Here is a 13,841-nt window from a genome sequence, read left to right as displayed (position 1 = left end):
CACATGTTGTGGCTACGGCTGACTATAAGAAGAGGGGGTGTTCGTGTTGTGTATCAGCAAACCCTACGGCGATGCCTCGCCAATGCGGGCCCGGGCTGCCCATCGCCCGGCAGATGAAAATTTAGCCGCCGGTCTCGCGGCACTTTTTGGCCCTCACGCCAGTCTTAGCGTGGATCGCGGTGACGGATGTCACTTCACCTGTCTACGCTATCCTTGTGCGAGACTCACGCAGGAATCCAGCGCAATATGAATGTCCTGATCGTTGATGACGAACCCCTTGCCCGCGAGCGCCTGAGCCGTATGGTCGGTGAACTCGAGGGATACAGTGTCCTGGAGCCCAGCGCCACGAACGGCGAAGAGGCGTTGGCGCTGATCGAAAGCCACAAGCCGGATATCGTATTGCTTGATACCCGTATGCCAGGCCTCGATGGCCTGCAAGTGGCTGCACGATTGTGCGAACGCGATGCGCCGCCCGCCTTGGTGTTTTGCATCGGATCCGATGAATTCGCCGTAGAGGCCTTGCAGGCCAGCGGCGTCGGCTATTTGGTGAAGCCAGTGCGAACCGAACTGCTGCACGAAGCCTTGAAGAAAGCCGAGCGCCCCAATCGCGTTCAGCTTGCAGCCCTGACTCGCCCCGCCGCCGAAAGCGGCAGCGGTCCGCGCAGCCACATCAGCGCCCGTACCCGCAAAGGGATTGAGTTGATCCCGCTCGGGCAGGTGGTCTATTTCATTGCTGACCACAAGTACGTCACCTTGCGCCATGAGGGCGGCGAAGTGCTGCTCGACGAGCCACTCAAGGCTTTGGAGGACGAGTTTGGCGATCGCTTCGTGCGTATCCACCGCAATGCCCTGGTCGCCCGTGAACGCATTGAACGCCTGCAGCGCACGCCGCTGGGGCATTTTCAGTTGTTCCTCAAAGGCCTCGACGGCGATGCTCTGATTGTCAGTCGCCGACACGTGGCTGGCGTTCGAAAAATGATGCAACAGCTTTAAACCGGGCTTATTGAGCGGGATGCACACCTACTTGCCGGGCGTTGAAGGCCAGGGAGGCCATTGAGTTTCTGATACAAGTCAAAGTGGATTTGGCTGAGCTGTTATTATCCGCCGTATCTATTCAGTACGGATTGATCCATGTCCTCTCGCGAAATCCGCATCGCCACCCGCAAAAGTGCCCTGGCTTTATGGCAGGCCGAATACGTCAAAGCTCGCCTGGAAGAAGCCCACCCGGGTCTGCTGGTGACGCTGGTGCCCATGGTCAGTCGCGGCGACAAACTGCTCGACTCGCCATTGTCGAAAATCGGTGGCAAGGGCTTGTTCGTCAAGGAGCTGGAAACCGCGCTGCTGGAAAACCAGGCCGACATCGCTGTGCATTCGATGAAAGACGTGCCAATGGACTTCCCCGAAGGCCTGGGGCTGTTCTGCATCTGTGAACGCGAAGACCCGCGCGATGCGTTCGTTTCCAATACCTACGCCAGCCTTGATGCGTTGCCGCAAGGCAGCATCGTTGGCACGTCCAGTCTGCGCCGACAGGCTCAGTTGCTGACGCGTCGTCCGGACCTTGAGATCCGCTTTCTGCGCGGTAACGTCAATACGCGTCTGGCCAAGCTTGATGCGGGCGAATACGACGCCATCATTCTCGCGGCGGCGGGGCTGATTCGACTGGGCTTTGAGGCGCGCATTACGTCGGCCATCAGCGTCGACGACAGCCTGCCGGCCGGTGGTCAGGGCGCTGTCGGCATCGAGTGTCGCAGCATCGACAACGAAATCCATGCCTTGCTCGCGCCGCTGCATCACCTGGACACTGCTACCCGTGTCACCGCCGAACGTGCCCTTAACAAACATTTGAATGGCGGCTGCCAGGTGCCCATCGCCTGCTACGCCGTGCTTGAAGGCGAGCACATCTGGTTGCGCGGTCTGGTGGGCGATCCGAGTGGTGGTCTCCTGCTCAGTGCCGACGCCCGCGCACCGCGTGGCGCCGCCGAGTCGCTGGGTGTGCAGGTGGCTGAAGACCTGTTGAGTCAAGGCGCCGCCGACATTCTCAAAGCGGTTTACGGCGAGGCAGGTCACGAGTGACGGGCTGGCGTCTGCTGCTGACGCGCCCGGCGGATGAGTCGGCGGCGCTGAGTAGCACGTTGGCCGAAAGTGGGATTTTCAGCCGCTGTCTGCCGCTTTTGGACATAGAGCCGGTTCCGGCTACAGACACGATGCGCGAGCTGATTCGGCGGCTGGATAGCTATTGCGCCGTCATCGTGGTCAGCAAACCGGCAGCTCGCATCGGCGTCGAGCTGCTTAGTGATTGCTGGCCACAGTCACCGTGCTTAAAGTGGTTCACCGTCGGTGCCGCGACGGCGCAGATCCTCTCCGCTCATGGCTTGAACGTCAGTTATCCGGTCAATGGCGACGACAGCGAAGCGTTGCTTGAACTTGCCGATTTACGCGAGGCTATCGCTCGGCCCGATCCTCGGGTACTGATCATGCGCGGGGAAGGCGGACGCGAGCGGCTGGCTGAGCGTTTGCGTGAGCTTGGTGCTAGTGTCGAGTACCTGGAGTTATACCGTCGCGGCCTGCCCCAGTACCCACCGGGAGCGCTGCCTTCTCTGTTCGAAGTGGAACGCTTGAACGGGCTGGTGGTCAGCAGTGGACAGGGTTTCGAGCACCTGCGCCAATTGGCCGGTGAGACTTGGCCCGCGCTTGCGCAGTGGCCATTGTTTGTTCCAAGCCCCAGGGTTGCCGAACTGGCACGTGCCGCCGGGGCTCATACAGTTGTGGATTGTCGTGGCGCCAGTGCCGCGGCTTTGCTGACGGCGTTACGGGAGCATCCCGTGCCCGTTCTCTAATGCAAAGGATGGATACGTGAGCGAAACAGTCTTGCCTAAAGATGATGTCCAGCCTGTGCTTGATGCACAGGTTGAAACCGCGCCACCGGCCGCCGCGCCGCGCCGGGGCAATGGACTGGCAATCGTCGCCTTGCTGCTGGGCGCTGCGGGTGTTGCAGTCGGCGGGTGGGGGGTCTGGCAGGTGCGTCACCTGCAAGCCGATAACCAGCAGCAGTTGAGCCAGGTCCAGGCGCTGAACGATCAAACTCAGGGAATGAAGCTCAATGAGCAGCGTTTGAGCGCACGTCTGGAGCAACTGCCAGGCGCTGATGAACTGGAAGATCGCCGCCGTCTGGTGACCCAGCTTCAAGGCGATCAACAACGTTTGAATCAACGTCTGGAGACCGTCCTTGGCGCCAGCCGCAAGGATTGGCGTCTGGCCGAGGCCGAGCACCTGCTGCGTCTGGCCAGCCTGCGTCTTTCGGCGTTGCAGGACATCAGCAGCGCCCAGGCGCTGGTGCAGGGCGCCGATGACATTCTGCGCGAACAGAACGACCCCGGTGCCTTTGCCGCACGCGAACAGGTAGCTAGAACCTTGATGGCGCTGCGCAGCACTGAGCAACCGGATCGCACCGGGCTGTTCCTGCAACTGGGTGCGGTGCGCGATCAGGTGGTCAACCTCACTGAACTCGCGCCAGAGTACAAGGACCATGGCGAATCGCTGCTGGGCCTGACCGCCGGTGGCGACGGTGCCAGCCTTTGGGCGCAGTGGTGGGACAAAATTTCACGCTACGTGCGCATTGATTTCAACGCTGACAAAAATGTTCGTCCATTGCTGGCCGGTCAGAGTCTGAGCCAGGTCCGTCTGGCCCTGAGCTTGGCGCTTGAGCAGGCGCAGTGGGCGGCGCTTAACGGTCAGGCGCCGGTGTATACCCAAGCGCTGGTCGAAGCGCGTGACGTACTCAGGGGCAACTTCAATCTGGACAACCCTCAGAGCAAAGTGATGCTTGAGCGGGTGGGCGAGTTGAGCAAGCAGCCGGTTACGGTGGTCACGCCGGACCTGACGGGCACCCTCAGCGCGGTTCAGGCTTATCTCGAGCGCCGTAACGTCAACGCCGAAGACTCGGTCAAGCCTCTGGCCAAACCTGCCACCAATGCCGTGCAGGAGGCAACGCCATGAAGCGGCTCTATGTGATCGTGTTTTTGGTGATCGCTGCGGCTGCTGCGTTGGGGTTGGCGATTGCCGAGCATTCTGGCTACGTGTTGGTGGCCTACAAAAGCTTTCGTTATGAGTCGAGTCTCTGGGCCACCCTGGCCTTGGTGGCCGCACTCTGGCTGTTGTTCTGGGGTATCAAGGCGTTGATTGGCCTGGTCATGACGTCCAGCGGCGTGGTCAATCCGTGGTCGCGGCGCAATCGCAGTCGCCGGGTACAGGTGGCCATTGAGCATGGTCAACTGGATTTGGCCGAGGGCCGTTGGGCCAGTGCTCAGCGTCATCTGCATCGAGCCGCCGAAGCCGAACGTCAGCCGTTGCTGTATTACCTGGGTGCCGCCCGCGCGGCAAACGAGCAGGGTCACTACGAGGAGAGCGACAATCTGTTAGAGCGCGCCCTCGAACGCCAGCCTCAGGCGGAGTTGGCCATTGCCTTGAGTCACGCGCAGTTGCAGACCGATCGCGGTGATACCGAGGGCGCTTTGGCGACCTTGCAAGCGATGCATGAACGGCATCCGCATAACACGCAAACCCTGCGTCAGTTGCAACGCCTGCATCAGCAGCGCGGCGATTGGTCGGCGGTCATTCGCCTGTTACCGGAATTGCGCAAGGACAAAGTGCTGCCTCCCGCCGAACTGGCTGAGCTGGAGCGTCGGGCCTGGGGTGAGAATCTCAGTCTGGCCGCGCATCGTGGAGAAGACGCAAGCGTCGGATTGCAGACGCTCAATCGCGCCTGGCAGCAGCTTTCAACGGCTCAGCGCCTGGAGCCGCAACTGGTGCTGGCCTATGCCGAGCAACTGCGGCAGTTGGGCGCGCAAGTCGAAGCCGAGGAAGTGTTGCGTGCGGCGCTCAAGCGCAACTACGACAGCCATCTTGCGCGTTTGTACGGGCTGGTTCGCGGCAGTGATTCGGCGCGGCAACTGCGCTCCGCCGAAGGCTGGCTCAAGGATCATCCCGCGGATGCCAGCCTGCTGCTGACACTGGGGCGCCTGTGCCTGCAAAGTAGTTTGTGGGGCAAAGCTCGGGACTATCTGGAAAGTAGCCTGCGTGTGCAACGCAACCCGGAAGCCTGCGCGGAACTCGCACGGTTGCTGGCGCAATTGGGTGATACCGAACGCAGTAATCAGTTGTTCCAGGAAGGCTTGGGCCTACTGGATGAGCGCCTGCTGGCAGCACCACTGCCTGTGCCGGCTCGCGGCTGACGGTTCATTGCCTGCTTGGCGAGGGCGCGTGCTCTCGCCGGGCACTTTAGCAGTCCCCAAACTCGGGCCGCGATGACCGGTTTTGCGTGGGCTGCGCATTCGAATAGCGAGTCGTTTGTGCGGGCCCAAGGGTAGTTTTCGCCCCCGAATCTTTTCTTTGTAGTCCTTGATCGGAAGAATCCTACAAGGGACTACATCGTATCCTCTCGCTCCTGTCGGGAATTCCCTACACCTCTGGTGAACTGTCCGTGCCAGCTTGCCTTGAAAGGCTGACGTCCTTTCCTCTACCGTAACCCTCTGTCTCTACTGTTACGGAAAAGCCATGTCTTTGGCCTGCTCACGCTCCTTGTTTTTCATGGCTTTCACTGCAGTTGCCCTGGCGTTGGGCATTTCCTATTACCTGGAATATTCAGTCGGGCTCAAGCCCTGCGGATTGTGTTTATTGCAGCGCGCGTGTCTGGTGGTGCTCATGGGTGTGTACCTGGTGGCATCAGTGCATGGGCCTCGGCGCTTCGCGTCTGTCCTGTACTGGCTGCTGGGTGTGTTCTGCAGTCTGGCCGGGACCATTACCGCCTGGCGCCAGGTGTTGTTGCAGAGCGAGCCGCTGCAACAGTTTTCGGCCTGTTCGCCTACTCTGGATGAGCTGTTTGTCAGCATGCCCTGGACGTGCGTGGTCACACGCATGTTTCAAGGGACTGCCGACTGCTCGGAGATTTCCTGGACGTTGTTTGATTTGAGCATCCCGGAATGGAGTTTGTTGTTCTTTGTCGCGATGCTGATCTTGGGGGTTTATCAGTTGTTGCGCCTGGTCTGGATCGCTTGCCGGCAACCGCCCAGCGGCGAGTCGTCGCACCGCGATGGCAGCGGCGATTAAACACTTGTATGAACTTTATCTCCTGCGTACCTTGAAGCCATTGTCGTGCGGGCATAATCTGGCCCGCATGTGTCATTGGAATTATGTTGCTCGATGACGCTTTGTCTGGCCGATTCTTGACCTTCAAGAGTGCGCAGATGTAGAGCAGCATGCCCACAAGGGAAGAGAGATCACCATGCTCGAAAGTTGTCAGAATGCTCAGGAACGCTGGGGTGGAGTGCATCTGCTGATCGATCGCTGGTTGCAGGAGCGTCACGAACTGGTTCGGGCTTATGATGCTCTCGGCGCCAAGCCCGAGGCTTTGAGCGCGGACCGTAAACCGTTGCAGGAATTCTGCGCGGTGCTGGTCGATTACGTGTCGGCGGGGCATTTCGAGATCTACGAACAGCTGACCGGCGAAGCCAAGGCATTTGGCGACACCCGTGGTCTTGAGCTGGCCGAGACGATCTACCCGCGTATCGACGTCATCACTGAGAAGCTGCTCGCGTTCAATGACCTGTGCGATGCAGGCCAATGCGTAGCAGAGAAATTCAAGGAGCTGGGTGGTCTGTTGCACGAACGCTTCGAGCTGGAAGACTGCCTGATCGAAGTGCTGCACACCGCTCACAAGGAAGAGGATCCGGTTCAGGCCTGAGCCCCTTCGAGCGAGTAGCAAAAAAACGGTGCGCTTTGCGCACCGTTTTTCGTTTCTGGTCTTTCAGCTGGTGGCGCCGCGCAATTGGACTTCGAAGACCAGCGGCGTGAAGGGTGCGATCAAGTCGCCAGCGCCATCTGCGCCATAGGCTTGGGCCGATGGAATCACCAAGCGCCATTTTGCACCCACCGGCATGTTTTGCAGCGCAGTGCGCCAGCCAGCGATCACGCTGTCGAGACTAAACCATTGCGGTTGGCTGTTTTGATCGAACACCGTGCCATCTGGCAAGCGACCGATATACAGCACCTGAACCTTGCCGTTCGGGCCAGCCTTGGCGCCGGTGCCTGGCAACAGTTCCGTCAGCAATATTCCGTCGTCCAGTTCGCGAACGCCAGGTTTGGCTTTTTCTTCAGTGAGAAATCGCTGCTCTTTGGCCATGGCCACTTCACTTTGCGGCACCGCCGGTTGCTCGGCAACCTGAGCTTCGTGCTCCGCCAAAATCTGCTCGATCTGCTCGTCCTTCAGCGCCAGAGGTTTGCCTTGATAGGCTTGCTGCAAGCCCTCGACCAACGCCTGGAGTTGCAAGTCGGGAACCTCTTGGCGCAGGCGTTCGCCCAAGCTTGCGCCCAGGCTGTAGGCGAGATCGTGAGCATCATTTTCAGTGGTTTTTTCCGCAGCCTGTAGCATGGAAAAAACCATGCACAGCGATAAAAAAAGGTAACGCGACATGGGCACTCTCCGACCTCAGATGCGGCCGATTATGCCAGTGTGAATGCGTTGAACGGTGAACTGGTTTTGCGCGTAGGCAGAACATTTTCAATCCGTTGCAACGCAACGCTTTGGATACTGTCAACATCACCTAGCGGCGGTAGCAGCAGAGGTCTAGTATGAGCCGCACCCACGTCAGCCAGGAGGTAAACCATGTCGGCCACCAAGAAGCCTGTAAATACTCCGTTGCACTTACTCCAACAGCTTTCGGGCAGCCTGCTCGAACATTTGGAAAACGCTTGTTCCCAAGCCTTGGCTGATGCTGAAAAACTGCTCGCCAAACTGGAAAAGCAGCGCGGAAAAGCACAGGAAAAATTGCACAAATCCCGTACCAAATTGCAGGACGCTGCGGCGGCCGGTAAAGCCAAGGCGCAGACCAAGGCGAAGGACGCGGTGAAGGAACTTGAAGACCTGCTCGATGCCCTCAAGGATCGTCAGTCCGAGACTCGCGGCTACATTCTGCAACTCAAACGCGATGCTCAAGAAAGCTTGAAACTGGCCCAAGGCGTCGGTCGCGTACAAGAGGCTGTCGGCAAGGCGTTGTCGCTGCGTTCGACCAAGCCTGCTGCCGCCCCCGCCAAGAAAGCGGCTGCCAAACCGGCTGCTGCAAAAGCACCGGCCAAACCTGCCGCCAAGGCTCCGGTCAAAGCCGCCGCCAAGCCTGCCGCCAAAAAACCAGTCGCTGCCAGCGCTGCGAAACCAGCGGCTAAAAGCACTGCTGCCAAGCCCGCAACGGCCGCCAAGCCTGCTGCTGCAAAAGCGCCTGCCGCTAAACCTGCGGCTAAAGTAGCGGCCAAACCCGCTGCAAAATCGGCTGCAAAGCCTGCCGCCAAAACAGCAGCAGCGAAGCCAGTTGCGAAGCCGGCCGTCAAACCGATCGCGGCCAAACCTGCCGCTAAACCCGTGACTAAACCTGCGGCTAAAGTAGCGGCCAAACCCGCCGCCAAGCTCGTCGCTGCGAAGCCGGCGGTTAAAGCCGCTGCCAAACCCGCGGTGAAAAAGCCGGCTGCCGCCAAACCGGCTACCGCCGCCGTCGCCAAGCCAGCCGCTGCGGCTCCAGCCGCAGGCACTGCTCACTCGACAGCGGCTTCTGCGCCTACTCCTGCCGCTGCTTCGAACACGGCAACCTCCCCAACCAGCGCTTCTTAAGTGCCGGTAACTGCGACGCGCAGCTGATGCAGCGCGTCGTGGTTCAGGTTGGCGGCGCCTGCCGCCATACCTTCCAGCCAGGCCGATGGATCGGTCACCTCATCTTGCGGCCAACTCTGCGCCGCGCGCTCCAGTTGCAACAGCAGGTGCCGTTCGGCTTCCAGCTCCAGTGCCTTGATTTGTTCGCGTAACGTATTGAGTTCGACGTCGTCAGCGGCTGCGGCTTTCCATTGTGTGCGCAAGGTCCGGAGAGGATGCACGACATTCACCTCCCACGGCCCGGCCACTTGAAAAAGCGCCTGCAATCGCTGTTCGTTGCACGCCACGCCTCGTTGTTCCAGCCACAGCCCACACAGCAACAAACACACATTCGCCCCCGCCGATTGCAATTGCAGGCACGCTTGCTCCGTGCCGGGGCTTGCATAAACGTTGAGGGAAAAGCTCCACAGGTCAGAGGACATAGTGCTACTCGCGCCAGTTGCGAGCGAAGCTGGTAGACTCCGCCGCCATTATGATTCGACTTCAGAACCTGACTTTACAGCGTGGCCCGCAACGTCTGCTAGAAGACGCCGAGCTGACCCTGCACGCCGGCCACAAAGCCGGCCTCATCGGTGCCAACGGCGCCGGCAAATCGAGCCTGTTCGCCTTGCTTCTGGGTGATCTGCACCCCGACTCGGGTGACTGCTTCCTGCCGGCTGACTGGCGCATCGCCCACATGCGTCAAGAGATCGACACCCTCGATCGCGTGGCGGTTGACTACGTGCTCGATGGTGACCTGCGCCTGCGCGAGGTGCAACGCAACCTCGCCGCAGCCGAAGCGGCGCATGACGGTGCTGCTCAGGCCCGCCTGCACTCAGAACTCGATAGCGCCGACGGTTACACCGCCGATGCCCGGGCGCGCAAGCTGCTCGCCGGTCTTGGCTTCACCAATGATCAGATGGATCGTCCGGTAGGAGATTTCTCTGGTGGCTGGCGGATGCGTCTGAACCTGGCGCAGGCTTTGATGTGCCCCTCGGACTTGCTGCTGCTTGACGAACCGACCAACCACTTGGACCTCGACGCCATCATCTGGCTCGAAGAGTGGCTAAAAAACTACCCCGGCACCTTGATGCTGATTTCCCACGACCGGGATTTCCTCGATGCCGTGGTCGATCATGTGGCCCACGTCGATCAGCGCAAAATCACCCTGTATCGCGGTGGTTATAGCGCTTTCGAGCGCGCCCGAGCCGAACGTCTGGCCCAGCAGCAACAGGCCTACGAGAAGCAGCAGGTGCAACGTGCGCACATGGAAAGCTACATCGCGCGCTTCAAGGCCCAGGCCACCAAAGCCCGTCAGGCCCAGAGCCGGATCAAGGCGCTGGAGCGGATGGAAGAGCTGTCAGCTGCCCACGTCGATTCGCCGTTTGATTTCGTCTTCCGTGAGTCGGTGAAAATATCCAGCCCGTTGATCGACATCTCCGACGCCCGGCTGGGTTACGGCGAGCGCGCGGTGCTCGAGAAGGTCAAGTTGCAACTGACCCCCGGCGCACGGATCGGTTTACTCGGCCCCAACGGTGCTGGTAAATCGACCCTGATCAAAAACCTCGCCGGTGAACTCGAGCCGTTGTCTGGCCGACTGACCCGTGGCGAGAACACCGTGGTCGGTTATTTTGCCCAGCATCAATTGGACTCTCTCGACTCCAAGGCCAGTCCGCTACTGCACATGCAGCGCCTGGCGCCGGGTGAGCGTGAACAGACCTTGCGTGATTTTCTCGGTGGCTTTGACTTCCGTGGTGCGCGCATCGATGAACCGGTGCTGAATTTCTCCGGTGGCGAGAAGGCCCGACTGGCACTGGCGTTGATCGCTTGGGGGCGGCCGAACCTGTTGCTGCTTGACGAACCGACCAACCATCTGGACCTGGAAATGCGCTTGGCACTGACCATGGCCTTGCAGGAATTCAGCGGCGCGGTACTGGTGGTCTCCCACGATCGTCATTTGCTCAAAAGCACCACGGATAACTTCTATCTAGTGGCGGACGGCAAGGTCGAAGAGTTCGACGGCGATCTTGAAGACTACACCCGCTGGCTGGTGGACTACCGTCAGCGCAACGCGCCGGTCAGCAACAACCCGGCAAACCCGGACAAGACTGACAAGAAAGCTCAGCGTCAGGCTGCGGCCGCGTTGCGTCAGCAACTGGCACCGCACAAGCGCGAGGCCGACAAGCTCGAAGCCGAGCTGGGTAAGCTGCACGAGAAACTGGCGAAAATCGATGCCAGCCTCGGCGACAGTGAAATCTACGAGCCGGCGCGCAAGAACGATCTGCGTGATGCGCTGGCCGAGCAGGCCAAGCTGAAGGTGCGTGAAGCCGAGTTGGAAGAAGCCTGGATGGAAGCGCTGGAATTGCTCGAAAGCATGCAAGCGGAGCTGGAGGCGCTGTCTTGATGGACGCCTTCAAGCTGCCGCTGCCAGCGATGTGGGTCGAGCCGATCTGGCTCGGCGTGCAAATCCTGCTGATCCTGTTGGCCGGTTATGTTGCCCAGCGTTTCGTTGCCAAGGGCCTGACCCGTCTGGGTGAGCGCTACCCGTTTCCGCCGCAATTGCTAATGCCGCTGCGCGGCGGTTTGCGTTGGCTGATCATGGGCAGCGCACTGATTTTCGTGCTGGAGCGTCTCGGCGTGTCGGCCACAGTGCTCTGGACCGCGTTATCCGGGTTCGTCGCGGTTGCCGCCGTCGCGTTCTTCGCCATGTGGAGCGTGCTCTCCAATTTGCTGTGCGCGATCCTGATCTTCACCGTCGGCCCGTTCCGCATCGGTGATGTCGTCGAACTGGTCGATACCCTCGACAAGCCTGGCGTCAAAGGCCGAGTGGTGGCAATCAATCTGCTGTTCACGACTTTGATCGAAGCCGAAGCACTCGGCACCGGCAGCGCTATGGTGCAAGTGCCCAACAGCCTGTTCTTCCAGCGCTCGGTCCGCCGCTGGCGCGGGAGTGATGTGTTTCCCTCGGGTGGTTTCGAAAAGTAGGCCTTGCGCCCGCAAACACAAGGTGGCGGTCGCGCTGTCCTACAAAAATCGGTAGTCATTACACCAAAGCCGCATTAGCTTAGACGCCTGTCACGAGTCTGAGTCGAGGTGTGCGATGGTGCTTGAAACATGGCTGGCGTTTTTTGCTGCCTGCTGGGTGATCAGCCTTTCCCCCGGTGCCGGCGCCATTGCGTCGATGTCCAGTGGCCTGCGCTACGGTTTTTGGCGTGGATACTGGAACGCGCTCGGGCTGCAACTGGGCCTGGCGTTGCAGATTGCGATCGTTGCCGCGGGTGTCGGTGCGATCCTTACCGCGTCGGCCACGGCTTTTTACGCGATCAAATGGTTTGGTGTGGCCTATCTGGTCTACCTCGCGGTCAAACAATGGCGTGCGCTGCCTACCGACATGAGCGACAACGCGGCCGTGCGACAGATCGGCAAGCCGCTGGCTCTGGTGTTTCGAGGGTTTTTGGTGAACATCAGCAATCCCAAGGCGTTGGTGTTCATGCTGGCAGTGTTGCCGCAGTTCATCGATCCCCATGCACCGCTGGTGGCTCAGTACCTGATTCTCGGTGCAACGATGATCTGTGTTGATCTGATCGTCATGGCCGGTTACACCGGGCTAGCGTCCAAAGTGCTACGGCTGTTACGCACGCCCAAGCAGCAAAAACGCATGAACCGCACGTTTGCCGGATTGTTCATCGGTGCGGCGGCGTTCATGGCGACGCTTCGCAAAGCGGTGATGTAAATCCTCGGGCATAAAAAAGGCGACCTCTTCAGGTCGCCTTATCGTTCCCACGGATGGGCGCGATCAGAGCCTACTCAGCGCAAAATGACCGGCGCCGTATCCTGTGGCAAGTTGTTGCGCAGCGGCGCTTGCACCGGCTGCCCGTAACCGCCGCCACCGAGCTGTTGACGCAATTGCGCGGCCACGTCCTCACCCAAGGCCTTGGACACGTCACGCACCACCCGAGGGCGGTTCAGCGAAATTTTGATGTCCCGGCCATTCACCAGTTTGGTGTCCTGGCCTTCGCCCATCGCCGTGAACGCCGAAGTGATTTCGAAGGTTCTGGTGTTGATCAGGCTGAAATCCGCCACCAGGGTCAATGCCAGCACTGCCGAATAGCTGTCGGTGTTGGCCAGTTCGTTCATGTCGCGGGTGAAATCGATGTCCGACACGGTGCCGAACAGCACATAGTCCGCACCCTTGAAGCTGCCACCCTTGATTCGCTTGATGACATCGTAAATGTCACCTTTGGACGACGCGGTGTACGGCGTGCCTTGAATCAGCTGGAACATGCCGGTACGCAAAATCTCGCCCTTGATGTCACCGGTGAATTTACGCAGTTCGCCTTGCTCGATGTAGCTGCTGGTCGCTTCGATTTCGTTGTAGCTCGAAGAACCGCTGGCGCCGTAGTAACTCTGGTTGTAGCTGCTCTTGGCCGAAACGATGTGGATGTACTGCTCCACTCGTTCCTGATACGCCAGGTCCGCTACGGCCACTTTCGGGGCTGCTTGCACGCTGAACGCGCAAGCGAGGGCCATCATGCCAATCCATGTGCGCATTGCTTAACGCTCCGTGGTTTTGCGGATCTCTTTTTCGTCCATCCACTCGGCCAGACCGCTTTCAACGTCGATCAATTGCAGGCTGAATTTGTAGAAGACGTCTTTGTAGTCGCTGCTGCGCTTGACGATCGAGCTGATCGAGCCTTCAAGACGATATTGCGCGGCCACCATGTTGCCGGTCTTGGCCACGGTGCTCTTTTTATACAGGCCGCTCTGGTTTTGCAGCTTGAGCTGGTCGACCTGGCTCTGCATGGCGGTGTTGTCGCTGGCGAAGCGGGCGGTGCCGCTCTTCATCAACTGAGTCTTGATGCTGGTGGTGATTTCACGGGTATCGATGTACTCGCTGGTCTTGTTCTTCACGTCGTAGACCTGAACCACCGGGCGGCCCTGCAGAATGCCGGACTGGGCCAGGGAGCGGGTCATGGACTCGGCGATCATCTGCAGGTCGGTGGAACCGAACTCGTTGGTCACGGTTTCCACAGCTTTGGTATCGCCGTAACTGATGTTTTTGCTGCCCAGTGTCGGGGAAGTGTTGGCGCAGCCGCTGGCCAGAAGGGCGAGAACGGCGATGAACGAAAAGCGTGCAAACATGGGAATGCTCTCTAGAACTGAACGA

General features: G+C 59.8%; 15 protein-coding genes. 11 read left to right on the top strand and 4 right to left on the bottom strand.

The features are described from left to right. Positions 1-246: 246 nt before the first annotated feature. The 7 genes from RHM68_RS24710 (at position 247) to rsd (ending at position 6,739) form a co-directional block, all read left to right on the top strand. Positions 247-993 carry a LytTR family DNA-binding domain-containing protein gene (locus RHM68_RS24710; RefSeq protein WP_322219600.1) on the top strand — a complete coding sequence of 249 codons (747 nt, stop codon included), beginning with the start codon at positions 247-249 and terminating at the stop codon, positions 991-993. A 138-nt stretch (positions 994-1,131) separates the two neighbouring features. Continuing rightward, on the top strand, positions 1,132-2,073 hold the full coding sequence (hemC, locus tag RHM68_RS24705; RefSeq protein ID WP_322219599.1) for a hydroxymethylbilane synthase: 942 nt from the start codon (positions 1,132-1,134) through the stop codon (positions 2,071-2,073). Then, on the top strand, positions 2,070-2,837 hold the full coding sequence (locus RHM68_RS24700; RefSeq protein WP_322219598.1) for a uroporphyrinogen-III synthase: 768 nt from the start codon (positions 2,070-2,072) through the stop codon (positions 2,835-2,837). Before hemC ends, RHM68_RS24700 begins: the two co-directional genes overlap by 4 nt. A 16-nt stretch (positions 2,838-2,853) precedes the next feature. Next, the gene (locus tag RHM68_RS24695) at positions 2,854-3,996 is read left to right on the top strand and encodes a uroporphyrinogen-III C-methyltransferase (RefSeq protein WP_322219597.1); all 1,143 of its coding nucleotides are present in this window, start codon (positions 2,854-2,856) and stop codon (positions 3,994-3,996) included. After that, positions 3,993-5,231: a heme biosynthesis protein HemY gene (locus RHM68_RS24690; protein ID WP_322219596.1), complete on the top strand. Its 1,239-nt coding sequence runs from the start codon at positions 3,993-3,995 to the stop codon at positions 5,229-5,231. The genes RHM68_RS24695 and RHM68_RS24690 overlap by 4 nt, the downstream gene beginning before the upstream one ends. A gap of 322 nt (positions 5,232-5,553) precedes the next feature. Further along, entirely contained in the window at positions 5,554-6,105 is a 552-nt protein-coding gene (locus tag RHM68_RS24685) for a disulfide bond formation protein B (protein WP_322219595.1), read from the top strand. Between the two features lie 175 nt (positions 6,106-6,280). Further along, positions 6,281-6,739: a sigma D regulator gene (rsd, locus tag RHM68_RS24680; protein WP_322219594.1), complete on the top strand. Its 459-nt coding sequence runs from the start codon at positions 6,281-6,283 to the stop codon at positions 6,737-6,739. Positions 6,740-6,802: 63 nt separating this feature from the next. On the opposite strand, the gene RHM68_RS24675 is transcribed toward rsd, so the two are convergent. Further along, a complete protein-coding gene (locus RHM68_RS24675; RefSeq protein WP_322219593.1) occupies positions 6,803-7,468 on the bottom strand; it encodes an FKBP-type peptidyl-prolyl cis-trans isomerase in 666 nt (221 codons plus the stop codon). A gap of 192 nt (positions 7,469-7,660) precedes the next feature. Between RHM68_RS24675 and RHM68_RS24670 the strand changes: the two genes are divergently transcribed. Next, positions 7,661-8,656, top strand: a complete 996-nt coding sequence (locus RHM68_RS24670) for an AlgP family protein (RefSeq protein WP_322219592.1) — start codon at positions 7,661-7,663, stop codon at positions 8,654-8,656. On the opposite strand, the gene RHM68_RS24665 is transcribed toward RHM68_RS24670, so the two are convergent. After that, entirely contained in the window at positions 8,653-9,117 is a 465-nt protein-coding gene (locus tag RHM68_RS24665) for a TIGR02444 family protein (protein ID WP_322219591.1), read from the bottom strand. The two genes, RHM68_RS24670 and RHM68_RS24665, sit on opposite strands and share 4 nt — an antisense overlap. A gap of 50 nt (positions 9,118-9,167) precedes the next feature. Between RHM68_RS24665 and abc-f the strand changes: the two genes are divergently transcribed. The 3 genes from abc-f (at position 9,168) to RHM68_RS24650 (ending at position 12,407) form a co-directional block, all read left to right on the top strand. Further along, positions 9,168-11,078, top strand: a complete 1,911-nt coding sequence (gene abc-f, locus RHM68_RS24660; RefSeq protein WP_322219590.1) for a ribosomal protection-like ABC-F family protein — start codon at positions 9,168-9,170, stop codon at positions 11,076-11,078. Continuing rightward, positions 11,078-11,659 (top strand): mechanosensitive ion channel family protein, encoded by a 582-nt coding sequence (locus RHM68_RS24655; protein ID WP_322219589.1) that lies wholly within the window; start codon positions 11,078-11,080, stop codon positions 11,657-11,659. The genes abc-f and RHM68_RS24655 overlap by 1 nt, the downstream gene beginning before the upstream one ends. Before the next feature lie 115 nt (positions 11,660-11,774). After that, a complete protein-coding gene (locus tag RHM68_RS24650) occupies positions 11,775-12,407 on the top strand; it encodes a LysE family transporter (protein ID WP_322219588.1) in 633 nt (210 codons plus the stop codon). 74 nt (positions 12,408-12,481) lie between these two features. Here RHM68_RS24650 and RHM68_RS24645 read toward each other — a convergent pair whose 3' ends face one another. Together RHM68_RS24645 and lpoB are read right to left on the bottom strand one after the other, a co-directional pair. Next, positions 12,482-13,225 (bottom strand): penicillin-binding protein activator LpoB, encoded by a 744-nt coding sequence (locus tag RHM68_RS24645; protein ID WP_322219587.1) that lies wholly within the window; start codon positions 13,223-13,225, stop codon positions 12,482-12,484. 3 nt (positions 13,226-13,228) lie between these two features. After that, positions 13,229-13,816: a penicillin-binding protein activator LpoB gene (lpoB, locus tag RHM68_RS24640; protein ID WP_322219586.1), complete on the bottom strand. Its 588-nt coding sequence runs from the start codon at positions 13,814-13,816 to the stop codon at positions 13,229-13,231. Positions 13,817-13,841 lie beyond the last annotated feature (25 nt).

The sequence above is a fragment of the Pseudomonas sp. DC1.2 genome (genome assembly GCF_034351645.1).
In the GTDB taxonomy this organism is placed as follows: domain Bacteria; phylum Pseudomonadota; class Gammaproteobacteria; order Pseudomonadales; family Pseudomonadaceae; genus Aquipseudomonas.
The sequence above is the reverse complement of the archived record's forward strand: the minus strand, read 5'-3'. Positions and strand labels throughout refer to the sequence as shown.

What these genes read in the sequence shown, in the direction of transcription:
- RHM68_RS24710 (WP_322219600.1), top strand. Translation starts at nt 247, where the DNA reads ATGAATGTCCTGATCGTTGATGACGAACCCCTTGCCCGCGAGCGCCTG.
- hemC (WP_322219599.1), top strand. Translation starts at nt 1,132, where the DNA reads ATGTCCTCTCGCGAAATCCGCATCGCCACCCGCAAAAGTGCCCTGGCT.
- RHM68_RS24690 (WP_322219596.1), top strand. Translation starts at nt 3,993, where the DNA reads ATGAAGCGGCTCTATGTGATCGTGTTTTTGGTGATCGCTGCGGCTGCT.
- RHM68_RS24685 (WP_322219595.1), top strand. Translation starts at nt 5,554, where the DNA reads ATGTCTTTGGCCTGCTCACGCTCCTTGTTTTTCATGGCTTTCACTGCA.
- rsd (WP_322219594.1), top strand. Translation starts at nt 6,281, where the DNA reads ATGCTCGAAAGTTGTCAGAATGCTCAGGAACGCTGGGGTGGAGTGCAT.
- RHM68_RS24675 (WP_322219593.1), bottom strand. Translation starts at nt 7,468, where the DNA reads ATGTCGCGTTACCTTTTTTTATCGCTGTGCATGGTTTTTTCCATGCTA.
- RHM68_RS24670 (WP_322219592.1), top strand. Translation starts at nt 7,661, where the DNA reads ATGTCGGCCACCAAGAAGCCTGTAAATACTCCGTTGCACTTACTCCAA.
- RHM68_RS24665 (WP_322219591.1), bottom strand. Translation starts at nt 9,117, where the DNA reads ATGTCCTCTGACCTGTGGAGCTTTTCCCTCAACGTTTATGCAAGCCCC.
- abc-f (WP_322219590.1), top strand. Translation starts at nt 9,168, where the DNA reads ATGATTCGACTTCAGAACCTGACTTTACAGCGTGGCCCGCAACGTCTG.
- RHM68_RS24655 (WP_322219589.1), top strand. Translation starts at nt 11,078, where the DNA reads ATGGACGCCTTCAAGCTGCCGCTGCCAGCGATGTGGGTCGAGCCGATC.
- RHM68_RS24650 (WP_322219588.1), top strand. Translation starts at nt 11,775, where the DNA reads ATGGTGCTTGAAACATGGCTGGCGTTTTTTGCTGCCTGCTGGGTGATC.
- RHM68_RS24645 (WP_322219587.1), bottom strand. Translation starts at nt 13,225, where the DNA reads ATGCGCACATGGATTGGCATGATGGCCCTCGCTTGCGCGTTCAGCGTG.
- lpoB (WP_322219586.1), bottom strand. Translation starts at nt 13,816, where the DNA reads ATGTTTGCACGCTTTTCGTTCATCGCCGTTCTCGCCCTTCTGGCCAGC.